The 18,445-nt window shown below is 59.7% G+C and carries 19 protein-coding genes and 1 pseudogene; 10 read left to right on the forward strand and 10 right to left on the reverse strand.

The features are described 5' to 3' along the window. Positions 1-51 precede the first annotated feature (51 nt). The 3 genes from J2T09_RS15365 to J2T09_RS15375 form a co-directional block, all read right to left on the reverse strand. Positions 52-1,530: an MDR family MFS transporter gene (locus J2T09_RS15365; protein WP_306836141.1), complete on the reverse strand. Its 1,479-nt coding sequence runs from the start codon at positions 1,528-1,530 to the stop codon at positions 52-54. Positions 1,531-1,773: 243 nt separating this feature from the next. Continuing rightward, positions 1,774-2,343, reverse strand: a complete 570-nt coding sequence (locus J2T09_RS15370; protein WP_306836143.1) for a hypothetical protein — start codon at positions 2,341-2,343, stop codon at positions 1,774-1,776. Positions 2,344-2,495: 152 nt separating this feature from the next. Beyond that, a complete protein-coding gene (locus J2T09_RS15375) occupies positions 2,496-3,149 on the reverse strand; it encodes a DUF2161 domain-containing phosphodiesterase (protein WP_306836217.1) in 654 nt (217 codons plus the stop codon). A 319-nt stretch (positions 3,150-3,468) separates the two neighbouring features. Between J2T09_RS15375 and J2T09_RS15380 the strand changes: the two genes are divergently transcribed. The 3 genes from J2T09_RS15380 to J2T09_RS15390 are packed head-to-tail and all read left to right on the forward strand — an operon-like array spanning position 3,469 to position 6,023. Then, a complete protein-coding gene (locus J2T09_RS15380) occupies positions 3,469-4,047 on the forward strand; it encodes a TetR/AcrR family transcriptional regulator (protein WP_306836145.1) in 579 nt (192 codons plus the stop codon). Then, positions 4,044-4,991 carry a DMT family transporter gene (locus J2T09_RS15385; RefSeq protein ID WP_306836147.1) on the forward strand — a complete coding sequence of 316 codons (948 nt, stop codon included), beginning with the start codon at positions 4,044-4,046 and terminating at the stop codon, positions 4,989-4,991. Before J2T09_RS15380 ends, J2T09_RS15385 begins: the two co-directional genes overlap by 4 nt. Positions 4,992-5,024: 33 nt before the next feature. Continuing rightward, on the forward strand, positions 5,025-6,023 hold the full coding sequence (locus J2T09_RS15390) for a transporter (protein ID WP_306836149.1): 999 nt from the start codon (positions 5,025-5,027) through the stop codon (positions 6,021-6,023). 60 nt (positions 6,024-6,083) lie between these two features. On the opposite strand, the gene J2T09_RS15395 is transcribed toward J2T09_RS15390, so the two are convergent. Both J2T09_RS15395 and J2T09_RS15400 read right to left on the reverse strand, forming a co-directional pair. Then, positions 6,084-6,617, reverse strand: a complete 534-nt coding sequence (locus tag J2T09_RS15395; protein ID WP_306836151.1) for a BA14K family protein — start codon at positions 6,615-6,617, stop codon at positions 6,084-6,086. 213 nt (positions 6,618-6,830) lie between these two features. Continuing rightward, positions 6,831-7,319: a BA14K family protein gene (locus tag J2T09_RS15400; protein WP_306836153.1), complete on the reverse strand. Its 489-nt coding sequence runs from the start codon at positions 7,317-7,319 to the stop codon at positions 6,831-6,833. Between the two features lie 115 nt (positions 7,320-7,434). Here J2T09_RS15400 and J2T09_RS15405 point away from each other — a divergent pair, with 115 nt between their 5' ends. From J2T09_RS15405 to J2T09_RS27600, 4 genes and pseudogenes are all read left to right on the forward strand, one after another. Continuing rightward, positions 7,435-7,893 carry an Imm30 family immunity protein gene (locus tag J2T09_RS15405; RefSeq protein ID WP_306836155.1) on the forward strand — a complete coding sequence of 153 codons (459 nt, stop codon included), beginning with the start codon at positions 7,435-7,437 and terminating at the stop codon, positions 7,891-7,893. A 1-nt stretch (position 7,894) separates the two neighbouring features. Then, the gene (locus J2T09_RS15410) at positions 7,895-8,521 is read left to right on the forward strand and encodes a hypothetical protein (RefSeq protein ID WP_306836157.1); all 627 of its coding nucleotides are present in this window, start codon (positions 7,895-7,897) and stop codon (positions 8,519-8,521) included. Positions 8,522-8,621: 100 nt separating this feature from the next. Beyond that, positions 8,622-8,996, forward strand: coding sequence for a hypothetical protein (locus tag J2T09_RS15415; RefSeq protein ID WP_306836159.1), 375 nt, complete (start codon positions 8,622-8,624; stop codon positions 8,994-8,996). 183 nt (positions 8,997-9,179) lie between these two features. Continuing rightward, positions 9,180-9,344, forward strand: a pseudogene (locus tag J2T09_RS27600) (GNAT family N-acetyltransferase); the annotation flags it as partial. A gap of 223 nt (positions 9,345-9,567) precedes the next feature. On the opposite strand, the gene J2T09_RS15420 reads toward J2T09_RS27600, so the two are convergent. Continuing rightward, positions 9,568-10,659 carry a hybrid-cluster NAD(P)-dependent oxidoreductase gene (locus J2T09_RS15420; protein ID WP_306836161.1) on the reverse strand — a complete coding sequence of 364 codons (1,092 nt, stop codon included), beginning with the start codon at positions 10,657-10,659 and terminating at the stop codon, positions 9,568-9,570. A gap of 39 nt (positions 10,660-10,698) precedes the next feature. Next, positions 10,699-11,943, reverse strand: coding sequence for an aromatic ring-hydroxylating oxygenase subunit alpha (locus J2T09_RS15425; RefSeq protein ID WP_306836162.1), 1,245 nt, complete (start codon positions 11,941-11,943; stop codon positions 10,699-10,701). A 332-nt stretch (positions 11,944-12,275) separates the two neighbouring features. On the opposite strand from J2T09_RS15425, the gene J2T09_RS15430 reads away from it, so the two are divergent. The 3 genes from J2T09_RS15430 to J2T09_RS15440 are packed head-to-tail and all read left to right on the forward strand — an operon-like array spanning position 12,276 to position 15,370. After that, on the forward strand, positions 12,276-12,887 hold the full coding sequence (locus J2T09_RS15430) for a DUF6656 family protein (protein WP_306836164.1): 612 nt from the start codon (positions 12,276-12,278) through the stop codon (positions 12,885-12,887). 48 nt (positions 12,888-12,935) lie between these two features. Further along, entirely contained in the window at positions 12,936-13,916 is a 981-nt protein-coding gene (locus J2T09_RS15435; RefSeq protein ID WP_306836166.1) for an L-threonylcarbamoyladenylate synthase, read from the forward strand. 23 nt (positions 13,917-13,939) lie between these two features. Continuing rightward, positions 13,940-15,370: an FAD-binding oxidoreductase gene (locus tag J2T09_RS15440; protein WP_306836169.1), complete on the forward strand. Its 1,431-nt coding sequence runs from the start codon at positions 13,940-13,942 to the stop codon at positions 15,368-15,370. Positions 15,371-15,376: 6 nt separating this feature from the next. Here the strand turns inward: J2T09_RS15440 and J2T09_RS15445 are convergent, their stop codons facing one another. From J2T09_RS15445 to J2T09_RS15455, 3 genes are all read right to left on the reverse strand, one after another. Continuing rightward, entirely contained in the window at positions 15,377-15,679 is a 303-nt protein-coding gene (locus J2T09_RS15445) for an addiction module antidote protein (protein WP_306836171.1), read from the reverse strand. Beyond that, entirely contained in the window at positions 15,679-15,978 is a 300-nt protein-coding gene (locus J2T09_RS15450; RefSeq protein ID WP_306836173.1) for a type II toxin-antitoxin system RelE/ParE family toxin, read from the reverse strand. The genes J2T09_RS15445 and J2T09_RS15450 overlap by 1 nt, the downstream gene beginning before the upstream one ends. A 102-nt stretch (positions 15,979-16,080) precedes the next feature. Beyond that, positions 16,081-18,438: a DUF1217 domain-containing protein gene (locus tag J2T09_RS15455; RefSeq protein ID WP_306836175.1), complete on the reverse strand. Its 2,358-nt coding sequence runs from the start codon at positions 18,436-18,438 to the stop codon at positions 16,081-16,083. Between the last annotated feature and the right edge of the window lie 7 nt (positions 18,439-18,445).

Genomic DNA, 18,445 nt, shown 5'->3' on the forward strand with positions numbered 1-18,445 from the left:
GCTTCCGGGGCGCAACCTATAAGCTTTTGACGTGACGGCAAGCCCTTGCGGTCAGTGCGCGGCTTCGGCTTTTGCCGCTTCCTGTCCATGCGTCATCTGTTTCGGCACGAACAGGCAGACCGGAATGATGATGAGGGTGATGACGAACATCGAGACAAATGTGCCGTGCAGCGCCGATTGCAGCGACATGCGCACGGCATCGCCCGAGGCCATGGCCGCGCCCGTGCCATCCAGCAGGCCGCGCAGCTGTTCCGGCGTCACCGCCCCCGCACCGCTCGTATGCGCAAGGCCATAACCCAGCACGGCGCCGAGAATGGAGGCGCCGAGCGTGCTGCCGAGATTACGCGAAAACACGTTGGAGGCCGTGGCGCTGCCGCGCTGCGACCAGCCGACGCTTTCCTGGGTGATCACCAGCGCGCAGATGTTCAACAGGCCCATGCCGATCCCCATCAGCAGCGAACCGGCACCGGCCTGCACCGGCGAACTTTGCGGATTGAGCAGCACGAGAAAAAAGGCACCGAGCGGGATGATCAGGCTGGCGGCCAGCATGATTGGTCGCAGACCCAGACGCGGGAACATGCGCGATGCAAAAGTGGCGCCGCAGGGCCAGCCGACCAGCAGAGCGGTCAGCGCAAAACCGGCCACAAGAGGCGAACGATCCAGCACCGTCTGCACATACATGGGCAGGAATGTCGTCAGCCCCATGATGGCCATGGCCGCAAAGAAGACCGCGATGTTGGAGACCGCGATCGGCCGGCGCAGCCACAGATCCGGCGCCACCATGGGCGCGGACGCACGTTTTTCCTGCCAGAGAAAGGCAGCGAGGGTGACGAGGAAAATCACGATGGCGATGACGGCGTAAGAGGAGGCAGCACCTTCCATTTCGGTCAGCGCCAGCATCAGCGCCGAGATCGATACGGCAAACAGCACGGCACCAAGCACATCGACGGAAACCCGATGCGTCTGCTTTTCCTCATGCAGGAAGAGAACAAAACCGGCAGCGGCGATGATGCCGACCGGAATGTTGATCCAGAACACCCATGCCCAGGGCAGGTTATGGATGATGACGCTGCCGGCAAGCGGGCCGATGACGGCCGAGATGGCCCAGACGCTGGCGAGATAACCCTGCACCTTGCCGCGCTGTTTTCCCGGAAACAGATCGCCGACAATGGTCATCGCCACCGGCTGCACCGCACCGGCACCGATGCCCTGCAACAGGCGAAAGGCGATCATCGACGGCATTGACCATGCCAGGCCGCAGAGGATGGACGAGATCAAAAACACCGCGATGCCGAACAGCAGCACCGGCTTGCGGCCATAGATATCGGAAAGCTTGCCGAACACGACCGTGGTGGCGGTCTGGGTGAGAAGGAAGGAGGAAAAAACCCAGCTGTAGAGATTGAGCTGGCCGAGCTGGGCGGCGATCTGCGGCATGGCCGTGGAAACGATTGTCGCTTCGATTGAAATCATCGCCATCGAGGCCATCACGGCCGCAACGATGAGCCCGCGATGGGAGCTCTTCTGAGACATTTTCGGGATCCGGAGCGCGAAAGATGCGGCGCCAAAAGGAGTGATATTCGGCGGTCAGCAGGCCGTCAGTGTAAAACGATCTAGGAACGGGAATAAACAAACGTCAAGCCCGCCCGGACGCTCGCCGGTCACATTTGTTGGCTTTACATCAATTTGCTAGCCGTCTTTCTCGTCTGCCCGGGTTTTCCGCGGCTGGCTGACGTGAATGAGCGCGCCCGATCATGGGCACGCTCATTCGGCCGATCATTTCCCGGTCAGCCATTTGCGGGTTTCGAGCGTGAAGGATGCCGCCAGTTTCTGGGCCAGCGCATTCTGATCCTTGGTAGCAACGGCATTGATGGCCATGGCCACGAAGAAGCCGACATTGCCGCTGCCTTTCACACCATGGTCGGAACCGACGATGCGTGGATTCTGGGCAATGACCGACCCATCGGCGACGCTTTCCAGCCGCACGGTGCCGGTAATATAGCTGTCCGTGCCGCCGAGAACGCGGCCAGGTGCCGAGGCGAGATCCGCCTGCTGCAGCGTGATGACAAGACGCGCGGCCTTGGGCCCGCCTGGCAGACCCTTCAGCTTGGCGCCGGCATCCGCCTCCAGAGCGCGCACGATCATCGCCGTCTGCGCTTCCGGCGTGACGCCGTTCAGCATGGGAAGACCGGTGGCAACGTCCGGCGTAGCCTCGACGCGGACGGAAGTGACATTGGCGCCGTTCAGCGCCTCGACCAGACGCGGATCACGCGTCTGGCAGCCGGCCAGAAGCGTCAGGCCGACGATAACGATCGCGACCTTCAGGAAGATATTGGAAATGCTCAATTCATGCCCCACTCGAAATGCAATCATCCGCAAGGCCGGTCTGCACCGGTTGCGGCATGCGAAACAAAACTCTGCGACGCCCTACCCTCGTCGCGGTTCGCGTTAAGCATGGATGCGGAGCGTCAGCAATGCTGCGTCTGCGGGCTTGGTTATCAGTCCTTCACCGGAAGGGCTGCAATTGCCTGACGGCCGGTAACGCTCAGAGCATAAACGCCTTTTTCGATTTTCTCGAACCAGCCGTAATAATTGTTGCGCAGCGTGGCGCCGGCATTGGGGGCGGTTTCCTTGAGGTCGCGCGGGCGAAGCGGGCCGTCCGCGAGCGCATTGGCAATCGCGATGGCCTGCTGGCGATAGGCGGTCATGATCGGCACTTTTGTCGAGCCGCCAAGCGCCGGATCACCCACGCGCTTCCTGTGTTCCTTCACCAGCCGCGTGCGGCGTTTCGGGTTGGTGCGCGGCATGGGCGACACCGAGGAGACCAGCACGCTGACCTCCCCCATATCCGACACGCCGAGCATGCCGATGCCAAGCCGCCGGCAGAGATCGCGGTACCGCTTGTCGCTTTCACGCCCGCGGCCCTTGGCCGAGACACGGGCGGCGATCCACACTTCATCGGAAACGGCGGCGCGATCCACCGCCTGCAGAATGAGTTCGAGATTGAAGGTGAGTTTCAACTCGCAGATCACCACGACCGCCGGATCGCCCTCCGACAACCCCACAAGATCACAGCCGCCGATCTCGCCCTTCACCGTGTAACCGGCGGCTTCGAGAAAGGTTTTGACGGGGAGATAGAGCGCGGTTTCCATATGGGCCTGATTTCTGCTGCCGATTTGGCCCCGCATATCATGATTCTGGCGGGTGATTGATTTTCATGGAAAGAGTAGGTAGACCGGTATGGCTACCAAACGAGGGCAGCAGGTAAACTTGGAATGGTGCCACATCATCTTCTCCCCATCGGGGAGAAGTGCCGGAGCGCCAGCGAGGCGATGAGGGGGCGACACGGCAAGACTTTGCGATCTGTTCCCCCCTCATCCGACCCTTCGGGCCACCTTCTCCCCGATGGGGAGAAGATAACGGGAGCCAGCCGCACCCTCACCCCACAAGCACCCAACCAACGGAACCACCATGCCCCACCCTGCCGAAACAGCCCGCGAAAAACTGCTGAAGGCGGCAGCGGTGCTGTTTTATGAAAACGGTATCGCCGGCACCGGCATCGACGCCATCATCGCCCGTGCCGGCGTGGCGAAGAAGAGCCTCTACAACAATTTTGCCTCCAAGGCGGATCTGGTGCACCAGTATCTGACCATACGCCACGCCGAACTTTTGGACTTTTACGAAGAGCGCCTCGCTACCGCCGTCACGCCCCGCGAAAAAGTTCTGGCGGTGTTCGATGCCTATCAGGACCATGCCGAATTTGCCTATGAGCGCGGGTTTCGCGGCTGCGGCCTGTTGAATGCCGCTGCCGAACTGACGGTTGGCGATATCGGCCGCGATGCCGTGCGCCGACACAAGGAAGAGGTCGAAGGCCTGATCGCCACGCATCTGGCCGAATTTTTCCATGGTGACGCGGAGCGGGCGAAGGTGCTGGCCCGCCAGCTTGCCTTTCTCCTCGAAGGCTCGATTACCCGCGCCGGGCTGGAAGGCAACGGCACCCTCGTGCTCGAAGCGCGCAAAATGACCTCCGACATGCTGGGCAGGCTATGACATCCGCAACCAACGAATTCCGCATCGGCGTGGCCGGCGTGCTGTTTGCCTCGCTTGTCTGGGGCACGACCGGCACGGCCGCCGCCTTTGCACCGGAGGTCAGTGCGGCGGCGATCGGCGCTGCCGCCATGGGCATTGGCGGGCTTTTGCAGGCGGCAATCGCTCTGCGGTCGATCGGCAGGGCAGCGGTGGAGCTGAGACGCCACTGGTTGCTGCTGGTCATCGGTGGCGTGGCGGTGGCGATCTATCCGCTTGCCTTTTACGGTTCGATGCGTCTGGCCGGCGTCACCATCGGCACGGTCGTCACCATCGGTTCGGCGCCGCTTCTCTCGGCGCTGATCGAAAAGGTTTTTGATGGCGCGCAACTGTCGAAACGCTGGCTTGCCGGGGCGCTGATCGGCTTGGTGGGCATGGTGCTTCTCTGTGTGGCGGAAGGCTCGCATGCCGAAACGGTGGTCACCGGCAATGCCACCATTTTGGGCATCGCGCTCGGCCTATTGGGCGGCCTCACCTATGCGCTTTATTCCTTCACGGCACGCGGGCTGATGCTGCGCGGCATCCGTTCACGCGCAGCGATGGGCGCCACATTCGGCGTCGGCGGGCTGCTGCTGATGCCGGTGCTTTTCATGACCGGCGGGCCTTTCCTTGCCTCGTGGAACAATGCCGCCGTTGGCCTCTACATGGCGACCGTGCCGATGTTCCTTGGTTATATCGCTTTCGGCATGGGGCTGGCCCGCATTCCGGCCAGCATGGCGACGACGATCACGCTCTTGGAACCCGTCGTGGCGGCGATGCTGGCGGTGATCATCCTCGGCGAACGCCTGCCGGCACTTGGTTGGCTGGGCGTGGTGCTGATCATCTTCTGCCTCGTGGTGATCACCGCGCCGGTGAAGTTTCGCGCTTCACAAAAACCTGTTGCAACAGGTGTCACAGACAGCGTCTAACAAGCATTCCGCATCTGTTTTCGGACCCTGCCCATGGCGCTGCTTACCCCCACCATCCCCGGTCTCGTCTGGGCCTATCGTTTCCACCCCGACAAGAAGCCCTGCACGCGGCTCGCGACCGAGGCAACGCGGGATGACCTTGGCGTGGAAGATGGCGGGTTTCTGTGGCTGCATCTCAACCTCGCCGACCAGCGCGTGCCGGCATTCCTCGACGGTTTCCAGGACCTGCCGCCGGATGTGGTTTCCGCACTCACCACCCATGACACGCATGCCTCGATCACGCTGGACGAGCAGATGGTGTATGGCACGCTGGTGGACTTTCAGCGCGAATTCGACAGCGAAACCCGCGATATCGGCTGGCTGCATTTTGTCGTCACCGAAAAGCTGATCATCACCACGCGCCTGCAACCGCTGCGCTCGATCGACCGGGTGCGGGTGGCGGTGGAAAAGAACGCGGGACGGTATCGCCGGCCGATCGACGTGTTTGAGACCATTGTCGCGGAATTCCAGCGCACGCTGATCACGCTGGTTCTGGAACTGACGGAAGAACTGAACCATATCGAGGACATCGTTTATGACAGTGCGCAGCGCGACGAACGTCGCAGGCTGGCGCCGGTGCGCAGAACCGTGGTGCGGCTGCACCGGCATTTGCGCACCGTGCTTGCCCTGATGCGACGCGCGGCAGCGGCCGATGACGACGACATGCTGCTCGGTTTCGATGATGTCGCGGCACGGCTGACCAGCCGGCTGGAGGCGGTGGATCACGATGTCTATGCGCTGCAGGACCGGGCGCGGCTGCTGCATGAAGAAATCGATTCCAAACAGAGTTCGGAAACCAACCGCCACCTCTATATCCTGTCGCTGATGACCGCCTTCCTGCTGCCGCCCTCGCTGGTGACGGGCTTTTTCGGCATGAACACATCGGGCATGCCGTTCGAACACGGCGAAACAGGCACGATGTTCGCGGTGATCTTCATTGCGCTGTCTATTGCGATTGCGTGGTTCGTGCTGCGGCGGGCGCGGATCTTGTGAGGCAAAAGAAAACCCGCCCGGAATGATCCGGACGGGCTGGAAACAGGCTGGCCTGTCGCCTTAGAAATACGGCGAATAGCACTGCTTGCGCGGGCCGTAATTCGGCTGGAACGTGTTGGAATAGACATCGTAGGAGCGATAACGCGCCAGGCACCAGTCGGTGTGCTGCGGGTTTATGTCAGCCGGTGCTGCGTAACGGCGCGGCGGCGGGGCGACATAACGCGGCGCCGGCTCGTAATATTGCGGTACCGGTTCGACATAACGCGGCTCGTTATAGGTCGGTGCGGCAAGCGCGCCGCCGATGATGGCGCCGGCGCCGAATGCGGCCAGCGGATACCAGTAGCCATCGTGATAACGGTGGCGCGGGCGATATTCGCGGTAACCGCGATGGCCGCCATACCAGCCGTCGCGATAACCGCGGCGATCACGCCAGTACTGGACCTGAACGACATCGCCGCTGTCCGCCGGGGCCGCCTTCACTGCAGGCGCGATCACGGCGGGGGCAATCGGCATGGCGACGCCCGGCGCAACCGAAGTCGCCAACATGGCTGCCGCTACACCGCATATTGAGACAGTCTTCATCAGCATGGTCATGACTTTCTCCATTCACTGATTGATCGAAACTTTTGCTGCCGTCGAATGTGCGAAAATCTGCCTGAACCGCGCATTAACGATTTTTCGCCGGAACCGCCTTCCCTCTGGAAATGTCTGGCTCAACGAGACAGCCCGGCGGAGCATCATGCTCCTGCCGGGCCATGGTGTCACGGCGTCATGCCGTGCCGCCTAAAGATCCCAAAGGGAAAAGGATCAATAGGGCGAATTGCAGATGGCGCGAACGCCGGCGCGTGGCACATAGGTGTTATCCGATGCGCGATAGGTGCGGTAACGCTCCGAGCACCAGCGAACATGGGCGGACGAAGAGCTGACGCTCGGGCGGTTCACGGCACCGCCGATGATGGCGCCGGCGGCAAAGGCTGCCAGCGGATACCAGTAGCCATTGTGGTAACGATAACCGGCGCGGCGGTCGCGGTAGCCGCGATGACCGTTGTAATAACCGGCGCGGCGATCAAAACGGCGATCCATGCGACGATCAAAACGACGCTCCGCACGGCGATCCCAGCGACGCTCGGCGCGGCGCTCCCATGGGCGATACTGCACATCCGTGACCGGGGCAGCGGTGCTGGTCTGCGCGGCAACCGGTGCCGGCATCTGGAAAGCCTGCGCCGGAACAAGGCCGGTGAGCGTGACGGTGAAGGCGACGGCAACCGTCGCGATGCGCTTGCGGATGGTCATCATGGATGTTTCCTCAAAATCATTCTTTTCCGATTATCGGACTAGAAACGCATGATGCCGCTTATCGGTTCCCACAGCGGCATCACGAAAGATGAATGTTGGTAAAGGCTTGGTGAGGATGAACGAGACCTACGATGCGGTACTGGATGACCTGCGTCGCGAGATCGACGGCGGCGGTGCCCGGCCTGCGATGATCGACGAATTGGTTGTCCGGCTCCTTCAGCTGTCCCCAGCGGTTAGGCCGGCCGATTTCCTGTCCCTTTTGCGCGATGACGCCGACTACTACGAAGGCATGTTCTCGCTGATCCATACGGCCGAGACTGTGGAGGACATGACCTATATCGAGGCCGTATTACTGGTGTTTTGCGACATTGCGGCGAAGGCACCGCAATGGGCATCCGTCGTGCTGATTCGTATCCTCAACAGCCCGCCCACGCAGGCCGAGTTGATCCGCCAACTGGCCAACGCACCCTTGCCTGCACGTCAAGCGATCAGAAAAGTGTGCAAGGATATTGCACAAGACAGCCCGGAATTTCTGGCGAAGACCTTACCGGTGACGCTGGCGGCCCGAGACTGAATTGACAGCGGGGTCTTTACGCTTCGACCGCCACATCGCCGTTCGGTCGACGCCGCTGCGTTGTGACTGGTTTGCGCCGCTTCGCGCCAGAAGCGGACGCAGCGGCACCCCTCGATCATTGTCTATTTTCGACCCCATATCGGTCATTGGTAAGGATCGCAGAGTTGCCGAACAGCGGATATTCCAGCATGATCATTTCATGCCTTTGGGAATAAATACGCAACGGATCGAATTCGAGGATGATGGCCGATCGAAATGGGCAGGCATGGGCGACTATGCGCTTGTGTCACCGGATCGTCGTCATGAAATCATCCTTCGCTACGTCGATGAGCCACCGCAAGGCGAGAGCTATCATCGAGCTTGGATCGATGAGCGGGCGTTTCCGGGGTTTTTCTGGGGCGCCTATTTCGGGTTCACCCCAGACTCTCGTTTCTTCGCGGGAAGTTGGATGGGGGACCTCTACAATCGCCAGACGACCGTCGTGGACCTTTTCGAGCAGCGATACCACGTGCTGGCTGAGCATATCCAACAGTTCGTCTTCGATTGGCCTATGCTCACCGACCTCCACGATGGTGCAGGTAGAGTGGCATTTGAGTTTTCGGGCAGCGAGCATTGGATGCCATACTGAGCTGACGAGATCAGATGCAAACGACCCCATTTCTGCCGTCCGTCTTGCGAACTCTGTATCCACAGAGCTGCCACTGATCACAAGTCATGAGGTTGGATAAGTGACTGTAAATAATGCGGAAATTAGAAGACGGCGGATATGGTCGTCCGTCGAGGAAATTGCAGGACGATATATCGTCATCACGGAAGACGGACGGGAAACCGCCGATCCCGTCATGCAGCCGATGGCCCGTAACTCTCTGATCGCGATGCGGAAATTCTTTTGGGACAATGGCCTGATCACGGTTAGCCCCTTCGATGCCAAAGGCGAGTTCGTGGATGGCGAACTGTTCGAGGCCGATTTTACCGAAGAGGGTCTGGAAATGCTCAGGCGCAAGGCCGAGTGCTGGTCGGACAGCAAGGCGGCCCAGAAGACGCCACCCAATTACAAGCCTCTCGAAAAGATCCTGTCTGAAATCCGCGCCGCGGCAAAATAGACGATTGGCGCAACATGTGCCTTTTTACGGGCGCGTGGAGTGTTCAAGGCTATAGCAATTTCTCAGTGATAGAGAAGGCGACTGGCCGTTGGATCGGTCGAGCTGGCGCTTGGTACCCAACTGGATGGGTAGGACAGGAAATCGGCTGAGCATTCAGCCGTGATGCCTTAGGGCAAAGGATACGCCACCGGGGCGGCAGTCCGTTGTCTGGAATGGGCTTTTGACGCGTTCGGTTGGAATGAGGCGGTTCATATAATTCATCCAGACAACGCCGCGTCGATCGCGGTCGCCAAAAGGATTGGTGCTGTTCTCCAAGCGTCTGTCGATGCCAATGGAAACCTTGTTTAAGACACTTTCGCGTTAAGGCAAACAGTGGCTGGCTCCAGCTAGGGAGAGCGTCCGCTTAGTGGCGAGACCGCCTAAAAGCCGCCTGTCTGCTTTCCACCCCATCGCAGACTTCACTTAACGGGTTGGTGAAAGTCCGCAATCGGCCGACAACGGTCATTAGCGGCGCTTGCCCACCAAGATGCAAATCAAGCCCGCCCCTAGGCAATTGGGGCGCCCCCTTCCCTTACGCCTCCACCGCCACATCCCCCTTCGGCCGCGAGCAGCAGGCAAGAATATACCCTTCCTCGATCTCGTCATCCAGAATGCCGCCATTGTGGTTCATGTCGACCTCGCCCGAGACGAGCAGAACACGGCAGGTGCCGCAGAGGCCGGATTCGCAGGCGGCGCCGATGCGCACGCCATTGGCGCGTGCCGTCATCAGCACGGTCTGACCCGGCTGGCAGGGGAATTCCTTGCCCGACATGGTGAAGGCGACATTGGCCAGAACCTCACCTTCGGCGGCCGTCGAGGGCAGTTCCTCGATCAACGGAAGGGCGGGCGCAAAACTTTCCTGATGGTAGTTCTTCATGTCGAAGTCGAGGCCTTCGAGCAGGCCGCGCACGGCGGTCATAAAGGGTTCCGGGCCGCAGCAGAACACCGTGCGCTCCATGAAATCCGAGGCGAACATGGTGATCTTGGCGCGGTCGATCATGCCCTGCAAACCGACCCAGGCATCATGACGCGGCGAATTTTCGACAATCAGCCCGAGTGTCAGCTTTGGCATGTGCCGGGCGAGGTCTTCGAGTTCGCGGCGAAAGATGATGTCGGCGGGGGTGCGCGAGCAGTTGATGAAAACGACATCGCTCGATGGCGCACGGTCGTTCAGATCCCGCGTCATCGACATCATCGGCGTGATGCCGGAACCGGCCGAGATGAACAGGTATTTTTGACCCGGATGTTTGACGTAGGAAAAATCGCCGAGCGGACCGAGCGCGCGGATTTTCATGCCGGGTTTCAGGTTATCGAACATCCAGCGGGTGCCGATACTGTCCTTCTGCGCCTTCACCGTGACGGCGACGGTGAAGGGACGCGAAGGGCTGGACGACAGCGTATAGGTGCGCATCGTCGGTTCCTTCACGCCGTTCGGGCCGACCGGCAGTTCAAGCGTCACGAACTGGCCCGGAATATAGCGGAACCAACCCGGCTTTTCCGGCTTGAAGATGAAGGTCATCACATCGGCCGTTTCCGGCGTGACGGAGATACATTCCAGAAGCTGCAGCCTTGCATTCCATGGCTGCATCTCGTCGAGGTGCGGATAGACTGCCGCCATGTTCATCTCACAAATTAGGAGTTACGCACTGGTGTTCTGGATGGATCAGGCAACGGCCGAAAGTTTGGCCTGATCGCCTTGCAGACGGTCCACCATGAATTTCGTGTACCACTCGACGAACTGCATGACGCCGCCCTCGTGCAACTCGGAATACGGACCCGGTTCATAGGCCGGCGAGCGGATACCAAAAGCGTTTTCCTCGACGATCTGGCGGTCCTGGTCGTTGGTCATGTTCCAGACATGGGTCAGCTGTTCGATATCGTAATCGACGCCTTCCACCGCATCCTTGTGAACCAGCCATTTTGTCGTGACCGCCGTCTCTTCCGCACTGATCGGCAGCACGCGAAAAGAGATCGTGTGATCGACCAGCATGTGGTTCCAGGTCGTCGGGTAATGGAACAGCAGCATGGTGCCGATATGCGAGATCGTCACGTCATCCGACAGCGCACGGCGAACGGCGCGCTTGCCGTCCATCGTGTAACTTTCGGCATCCTCGATCAGCGGCATGCGGGCCACACGGAACTGGCCGTCCGGGTGCATGTCGAACTTGCTCGGCAGATTGGCGGCTTCGCAGCGGGCCCAGTGTTCGGAAATGATCGGATCATCGGCAGCGCCCTGCACGCCGGTGGCAGAAGGGGCTTCCGGATAGGTGCGGCAGAGTTCCGGGTGGTTGGCGGCGCAGTGGTAGCACTCGCGGTTGTTTTCCCACACCAGCTTCCAGTTGCCTTTTTCGACGATGGTATTCTGGTGGGCGACCTTGGCTTCCCACAGGCGATGCGGCGCCATGTAGGGCTCGATCTTTTCGCGCACCGGCGCAAAGTCGGGCGCTTCGTTGGCAAGGCAGATGAACACGTAACCGCCGACGGTTTCGCAATGCACGTGCTTCATGCCGAACTTGGACTTGTCGAAACTCTCATCCATCTGGCGGGCAAACACCAGCGAACCGTCGAGATCGTAGGTCCACTGGTGGTAGGGACAGACGAGCTTGGCCGATGCGCCGCGTTCCTGCGTGCAGACGCGGTGGCCACGGTGGCGGCAGGTATTGTGGAAGGCGCGGATCAGCTTGTCCTTGCCGCGCACGATAACGACCGGATAATCGCCGATCTGCAGCGTGAAATAATTGCCGGCCTTGGGGATTTCGCAATCATGGCCGACAAACAGCCAGTCGCGGTACCAGATGGTTTCCATATCGAGCTGGAAATAATCCTTGTCGATATAAAACGGCTGTTCCAGGCTGTAGCCCGGGCGATGATTTTTCAGCTGTCGCAGAACGTCATTGCGAATATCCATGTTCCACTCCTCAAATCGTGGGTTTGGACCGGGTGCGCCATCCGCACCCCAAGCCGGCTCTTCTCCGTGAGCATGTAACCGTTATAACGCGCCCGGGTTTCATGGGCTGAGCGACATTGCGACATGATCTGCGGCATTGACGACAAAACGCGTGACCGACACAAAAACGACATCCGACGATTTTCTTTAGATATCAGGCCGCTACGACAGCGGTTGAGACGCATGGCCGTGCCGATCTGGCGCAAACAGGCTATTAGCAAACGGAAATTCGTGGAAAGAACCCGTTAATAAAGCATTGCTAATCTGCGCGCGACCAACGGAGTGGCACCGTCGTGGAAGCAGGACCGAAACTCAGATATTACGATGCCAACGCCTGGCGCCCTGTCGCACCGCGGGTGAAACCGGCTGCGCATTCCGAATTTCTGCGCACCGGGCGGATTTCGCGGCACCGTGACGACTGGTTTCCTCAGGAACGCCGTTACCTCACCTATGCGGAAGTGGCGGAGCGCACCGGAAAGAAGCTGGAAACCGCCGGCGAAACCACGCATGAGCGGCTGAACGCCTTTCACCACGATATCCAGTTTCCAAAAGTGCTGTTTCACCGCACGTTTCCGGAACGGCCGCATCTCGGTTATTGCCATGTGACGGCGGCCAGCAGCTATCTTGCCCAACGTTCCGTCAGCTGGTCATTCTACATCTGCAATTTTTTTGCCGAGATCGGCGAAACCGAGCAGTTTTTCGAGAATATCAATGCCGAACGTCGGCGCATGTATTTTGCCGTTGCCATCGAGGGTGAGCCGGGAGGCGAACGCCTGCGCATCAACCGCTCGATCCGCGGCAATGGCGTGCTGTTCCAGACCAGCAATCCGCATGATGCGTTGCGCAATGTGCTGATGCTGGGCGCACCGGACCATGCATTCCGGGCGATCCTGCAGAAGATGTAAAACGCAAAAATTATTGCCCCTCCCCCTGCCGCGCGCTACAGCACTTGCATGACAGCTGAGATCATCGACGGCATAGGGCAAAAGCAGGCGGCAATCGATGCTGCCGTGACCATCCTGAAGGATGGCCAACCGGTCGCCATTCCCACCGAAACCGTCTACGGCCTTGCCGCCGATGCCACCAATCCGCTCGCGATCACCCGTATCTACGAGACCAAGGGGCGGCCGCGTTTCAACCCGCTGATCTGCCATATGGCCGATCTTGCGATGGCCGAGCGGCATGCGGAGTTCGATCCGATCTCCAAAACGCTGGCGACAAAATTCTGGCCGGGTCCGCTGACGCTGATCCTGCCACTGAAGGAGGATGGCCGCAGCATCCATCCGCTGGCAACCGCCGGCCTCGATACGGTCGGCATCCGTGTGCCAAAAGGTTTTTCCGCCGATCTGATTGCCGCACTCGACCGACCGCTGGCCGCCCCGAGCGCCAACACGTCAGGAAAGATCAGCCCGACCAGTGCAAGACATGTCGCCGAGGATCTGGGTGAAAAGCTGGCCCTGATCGTTGATGGCGGATCGGCGCCGGTCGGTGTGGAATCCACCATTTTGCGCGTCGAGGACGGAAAAATCCGGCTGTTGCGGCCGGGTGGGCTTTCGGTCGAACATATCGAGGCCGCAACTGGCCTCACCGTCGAGCGCCGCGAAGGACCGGCGGCGATCATCGAGGCGCCGGGCATGCTGGCCTCGCATTACGCGCCGGGTGCCGCCGTTCGGCTGGAGGCCACCCATGTGGATGCGGGCGAAGCCCTGATCCGGCTCGGCGGAATTGTTGTCGAGGGCATGGACAAGGCCAAGGCCGTGTTCGACCTCAGTCCGAGCGGCGATCTTGCCGAAGCGGCCGCCAACCTGTTCGATTACCTGAAAAGAGCCGATGCGACGGGTGCGGACCGGATCGCCGTGACCGCCATCCCGAGCCACGGGCTTGGCGAAGCCATCAACGACCGGTTGGTGCGCGCCGCAGCACCCCGCGAATAGTTAGTTTTTTCTGGAGATTGCCGATGGATGCGACCGTTATCGACACCGCCCTGCTCGACCGTTTTGCCGCCATCGTCGGGCCTGAGAATGCGCTGCGCGACGAGGCCGATCTCGCCCTTCGCCTGAAGGAAGACCGTGGTCTTTACAACGGCACGTCTCCGCTGCTGCTGAAACCCGGCAGCGTGCAGGAAGTGTCCGCCATCATGAAGCTTGCCAGCGAGACCGGCACGGCGATCGTGCCGCAGACCGGCAATACCGGTCTGGTCGGCGGCCAGACGCCGCGCGAGGGCAAGGCGGATATCATTCTGTCGCTGGAACGCATGAACCGTATCCGCGACATCGATCCGGTGGCCAATGTTCTGGTCTGCGATGCCGGCGTCATTCTGGCCGAGGTGCAGCGCGCGGCGGAAGAGGTGAACCGGCTGTTCCCGCTGTCGCTCGGCTCGGAAGGGTCCTGCCGCATCGGCGGCAATCTTTCCACCAATGCCGGCGGCGTAGCGGTTCTCGCCTATGGCAACATGCGCCAGCTGTGCCTTGGCCTCGAAGTCGTGTTGCCCACCGGCGAGATCTGGGACGGTCTGCGGCGGCTGAAAAAGGACAATACCGGTTACGATCTGCGCGACCTGTTCATCGGCGCGGAAGGTACGCTTGGCGTCATCACCGGCGCGGTGCTAAAACTGTTTCCGAGGCCGGTCGGTCATCAGGTTGCTTTTGCTGGCCTCAACTCCACCGAGGATGCGCTCAAACTGTTCGAAAAGGCATCGAGCCTGTGCGGCGCGGCTTTGACCGGCTTCGAACTGATGCCGCGCATCGGCGTCGAGTTCACGACAAAACATATCGACGGCGTGCGCGACCCGCTCGAAAGCCCGCACCCATGGTATGCGCTGATCGACATTTCCACCTCGGACTCGGCCGAGACGGCCGAAACCATGGTGCACGCCCTGCTGGAACAGGGGTTTGAGGCAGGCCTCGTGCAGGATGCGGTGATCGCCTCCTCCGGCGCGCAGGCCAAGGCGCTGTGGCACATGCGCGAAAGCATGTCGGCCTCGCAGAAGCCGGAGGGCGGCTCGATCAAACACGACATTTCCGTGCCGATCTCGAAAATACCGGCCTTCATGGCGGAGGCGGAAGAAGCGGTGCTTCAGGCGGTCCCCGGCGCCCGCGTCTGCGCCTTCGGGCATCTGGGCGATGGCAATATCCATTACAACATCTCGCAGCCGGTGGGTGCCGACAAGGCGGAGTTTCTGGCCCGCTGGCACGAGGTGAACGAGATCGTGCATGGTCTGGTGCTGAAAGCCGGCGGCTCGATTTCCGCCGAACACGGTATCGGCCAGTTGAAGCGCGACGAGCTTGCCCATATCCGTTCCGATATCGAGATGGATCTGATGCGCCGCATCAAACACGCGTTTGATCCGGCCGGCATCATGAACCCGGACAAGGTGATAAAGGCGTAAGGCCGGTTATCCCAAAAGATTCGAGGGTGAAGTCTTCGGCGTCAACTTAATGCCGAGCGCCTGAAGCACCTTCATGATGGTTGCGAATTCGGGATTACCCTCGCCGCTCAGCGCCTTGTAAAGGGCAGGCCTGCTCATGCCGATCTCGCGCGACAGCTGGCTCATGTTGCGCGCCCGAGCAACGGTGCCGAGGCATTGCGCGATGAAAGCCGGATCTTCCGTCTCGAAGGCGGCGGCGACATATTCTTCAATCGCTTCTTCGCTATCAAGGAATTCAGCACTGTCGTAGGGCGTGGTTTTCAGGGCCATCAGTCTTCCTTCCATTCCCGCGCCAACCGTTTGGCGGTCCGGATATCCCTGTTCTGCGTGTTTTTATCACCGCCGCACAGAAGAAGGATGAGAGCTGCTCCGCGCCGCATGTAATAGACACGGTAGCCCGGCCCATAATCGATCCGCATCTCGCTGACGCCTTCACCAACTGGCTTCACATCACCCGGATTGCCGGCGATCAGACGATCAACCCGTATGGAAATGCGCGCTTTAGCACGAGCGTCGGCAAGAGCCTTGAGCCAGCTACGGTACTCGTCTGCCTTAACCGCTTGCATCATATAGGATGTAATCCATAGAGGACAACATCCTGCTCATTAGTGCAGCGTCGAACCGGCCACAATCATGAAATTTCAGGGAGCGGTCATTCGGCAACCGCCCTATCAGCGATATTGGCTCATCGAATACAGGAGATCGGCGCTGATGCCGCCGCTGGCGCCGCCGCCGGTCAGAATGCTCAGCGCCGAGGAGGACGAATTGTCGTTCTCCAGATCATACAAGGCCGTGAACTTGTTGATCATTTTCTGAACCTTTTCCGGATCGGTGAGATCCTCGAGGTTCATGTATTTCTTCACAAGCTCGGCCTGCTTGTCGACGTCCATGTTGGAAAACTCCTGCGGCAGCGAAAAGCTGGTGCGGAAGAAGTCCAGAAGCGCTTTATCGCCGAGAATGTCGTAGGCGCTGGTAATGGTCTTCGCCATGCGTTCGAAATAAAGCGCCAGGCGCACGCCGTTATTGTTTTCGCCCTGCTCTTCCTCCAGCGTCTGGCGGGTAAAACGGTTCTCCGTTTCGAGAATCTTGCCCTGTGTCTGAATGGTCGAGCCATCGTCGCGCTTGGCAAGGTTACCCTTCGTATCGAAGTTGAACGTGCCGAGGATTTCCGCCCAGACCGTATCCGTCTGCTGGTTGACGAAACTCTTCGGGTCGTTGAGATCGGACGCAAAGACCTGCTTGAGGAAATCCGTGGAGACCGTTTCCGGATTGATATCGTAAGCGGTCAGAAGCACCTTCACGAGGCGCTCGTCATTGATGAATTCCGAGGCCGTCGAGATCGACAGCATCTTTTCGGAAAAATATTTCGTCTCTTCCGTCGCCTCTTCCCTGGCCTTGGTCTTGGCCGTCAGCTTTTCGACCTTGCCGTCTTCATCCTGCTTGGTGCCGACCGTCTTCTTGTCATCGAGGAAACGCGTGCTCTTGACGATATAATCCGAAGCGACCGACTTGATCGTGCCTTCCGTCTGCGCCGAAAGCGGCGTGGTGATGCCGCCATCCTTGGTGAAGTTGAAGGCCTTGGCCAGTGTCAGGTAACGCTCGTCATTGAGCTTGTATGCATAACTCTTGCTGTCGGTAAGATCGCTCGTCAGCACCTGTCTTATGGTGGATTTCGAGACCGTATCGGGATCGAGCCCGACAGCCTTCAGGGCGAAATTGTAGACGTCCGATTTCGCCATGAAATCGTCGACCGAGTTCACCTCGGCGATAGCCGTCTTGTAGAGATTGATCGCCTTTTCGTCAGCCTCGTCCTGATCGTCATTATAATGGCTGAAATAACGGGTGGCGACCGAAGCCGCCTGATCCGCGGTCTGGGCCTCGCCCACGGCAACCGTGCCATCCGTGTTGAAATTGAAGGATTTGGCCAGTTCCAGAAATTTCGGATTGTTCTTGCCATAGATGTTGGCATAGCTGTTCGGATCGTTGAGATCGCTGGTGAGGATCTGCTCGATCGTGGCGCGCACGATGGTGACGCCCTCCAGTTCGAAAGCCGTGCGGATGTAATTGTAAAGCCGTGTGTCGACGAGGATGTCGTTGACATTGTCGGCTGTTGCCATCTTGGAATTGAAATAGTCACGCTCGGCAATGGCGGTCGCAGACGACAGGCGCTCCTGATTGCTGAGATAAAGGCTGTTGATGGTCGCCTTCTGCTCGGCCGTCTGCGCACCTTCCGCCGGCATGGTGCTGTCGGCGTTGAAATTGAACGCGTCGGCCATGTCGTAATAGTTCTGGATCGTGTCGAGCGAGGTCTGGTAACCGTTGATCTCGGTCTGGATCTTCGATTTTTCAGCGGCCGTCGTGGCGGCGGCGAGACGCGTCTGCGCATCCGCTTTTTTGGCGCTCAGTTCGTCGCGCTGCGGCCCGAGCGTGGTGTTGATATAGCTGTCCGGGTCGCTGGTATCGCTCGACAGCACGCCTTTGACGGTGGCGCGCGAGTAATATTTCTGGTCGATATCGTAGGAGGTCAGCAGGTAGGAACGCAGGCGATCATTGTTCAAAAGCGCATCGACGCTGCCGACCTGATCCATCATCGTGTTGAAATAGTTCGTCTCGGTGGTCACGCTGGCGTCCTGTTCCGCCATCGTCGTTCCGTAAAGATCGGTCAGGTTTCCGATCTGGGTCGCCGATTGCGCCGTGGCATCGGCCGTCGAGAAGTTGAAGGCATTGGCGAAATCGCGATAACGATCATCGGCCAGCTTGTTGGCAAAGCTGTCCTCGTCGGACAGGTCGCTTTCCAGGATCTTCTGCATGAAGGCCTTGGCATAGGTCATGTCTTCCAGACCGTAGGCTTTCATGGCGTAGGCATAAAGCCTGTAATCGCCCATGAACTCGTCGACGGTTTTGACCTTGCCGATATTGGCTTCGTAATAATCGGCCTCGCGCTTGACGGCGGACTGGTTCGACACGCGCTTGAGACTTGCCGACAGATCGCGGTTGACCAGATCGTAGCTCAGATATGTCGATACCATGCGGATG

Origin of the sequence: Neorhizobium huautlense (genome assembly GCF_030811685.1) — a bacterium.
Taxonomy (GTDB): domain Bacteria; phylum Pseudomonadota; class Alphaproteobacteria; order Rhizobiales; family Rhizobiaceae; genus Neorhizobium; species Neorhizobium huautlense_A.

Coding starts and splice junctions, on each gene's coding strand:
- J2T09_RS15365 (WP_306836141.1), bottom strand. CDS start 1,530: ATGTCTCAGAAGAGCTCCCATCGCGGGCTCATCGTTGCGGCCGTGATG.
- J2T09_RS15375 (WP_306836217.1), bottom strand. CDS start 3,149: ATGGAAACCGCGCTCTATCTCCCCGTCAAAACCTTTCTCGAAGCCGCC.
- J2T09_RS15380 (WP_306836145.1), top strand. CDS start 3,469: ATGCCCCACCCTGCCGAAACAGCCCGCGAAAAACTGCTGAAGGCGGCA.
- J2T09_RS15385 (WP_306836147.1), top strand. CDS start 4,044: ATGACATCCGCAACCAACGAATTCCGCATCGGCGTGGCCGGCGTGCTG.
- J2T09_RS15390 (WP_306836149.1), top strand. CDS start 5,025: ATGGCGCTGCTTACCCCCACCATCCCCGGTCTCGTCTGGGCCTATCGT.
- J2T09_RS15395 (WP_306836151.1), bottom strand. CDS start 6,617: ATGACCATGCTGATGAAGACTGTCTCAATATGCGGTGTAGCGGCAGCC.
- J2T09_RS15400 (WP_306836153.1), bottom strand. CDS start 7,319: ATGATGACCATCCGCAAGCGCATCGCGACGGTTGCCGTCGCCTTCACC.
- J2T09_RS15405 (WP_306836155.1), top strand. CDS start 7,435: ATGAACGAGACCTACGATGCGGTACTGGATGACCTGCGTCGCGAGATC.
- J2T09_RS15420 (WP_306836161.1), bottom strand. CDS start 10,659: ATGAACATGGCGGCAGTCTATCCGCACCTCGACGAGATGCAGCCATGG.
- J2T09_RS15425 (WP_306836162.1), bottom strand. CDS start 11,943: ATGGATATTCGCAATGACGTTCTGCGACAGCTGAAAAATCATCGCCCG.
- J2T09_RS15435 (WP_306836166.1), top strand. CDS start 12,936: ATGACAGCTGAGATCATCGACGGCATAGGGCAAAAGCAGGCGGCAATC.
- J2T09_RS15440 (WP_306836169.1), top strand. CDS start 13,940: ATGGATGCGACCGTTATCGACACCGCCCTGCTCGACCGTTTTGCCGCC.
- J2T09_RS15445 (WP_306836171.1), bottom strand. CDS start 15,679: ATGGCCCTGAAAACCACGCCCTACGACAGTGCTGAATTCCTTGATAGC.
- J2T09_RS15450 (WP_306836173.1), bottom strand. CDS start 15,978: ATGATGCAAGCGGTTAAGGCAGACGAGTACCGTAGCTGGCTCAAGGCT.
- J2T09_RS15455 (WP_306836175.1), bottom strand. CDS start 18,438: ATGGTATCGACATATCTGAGCTACGATCTGGTCAACCGCGATCTGTCG.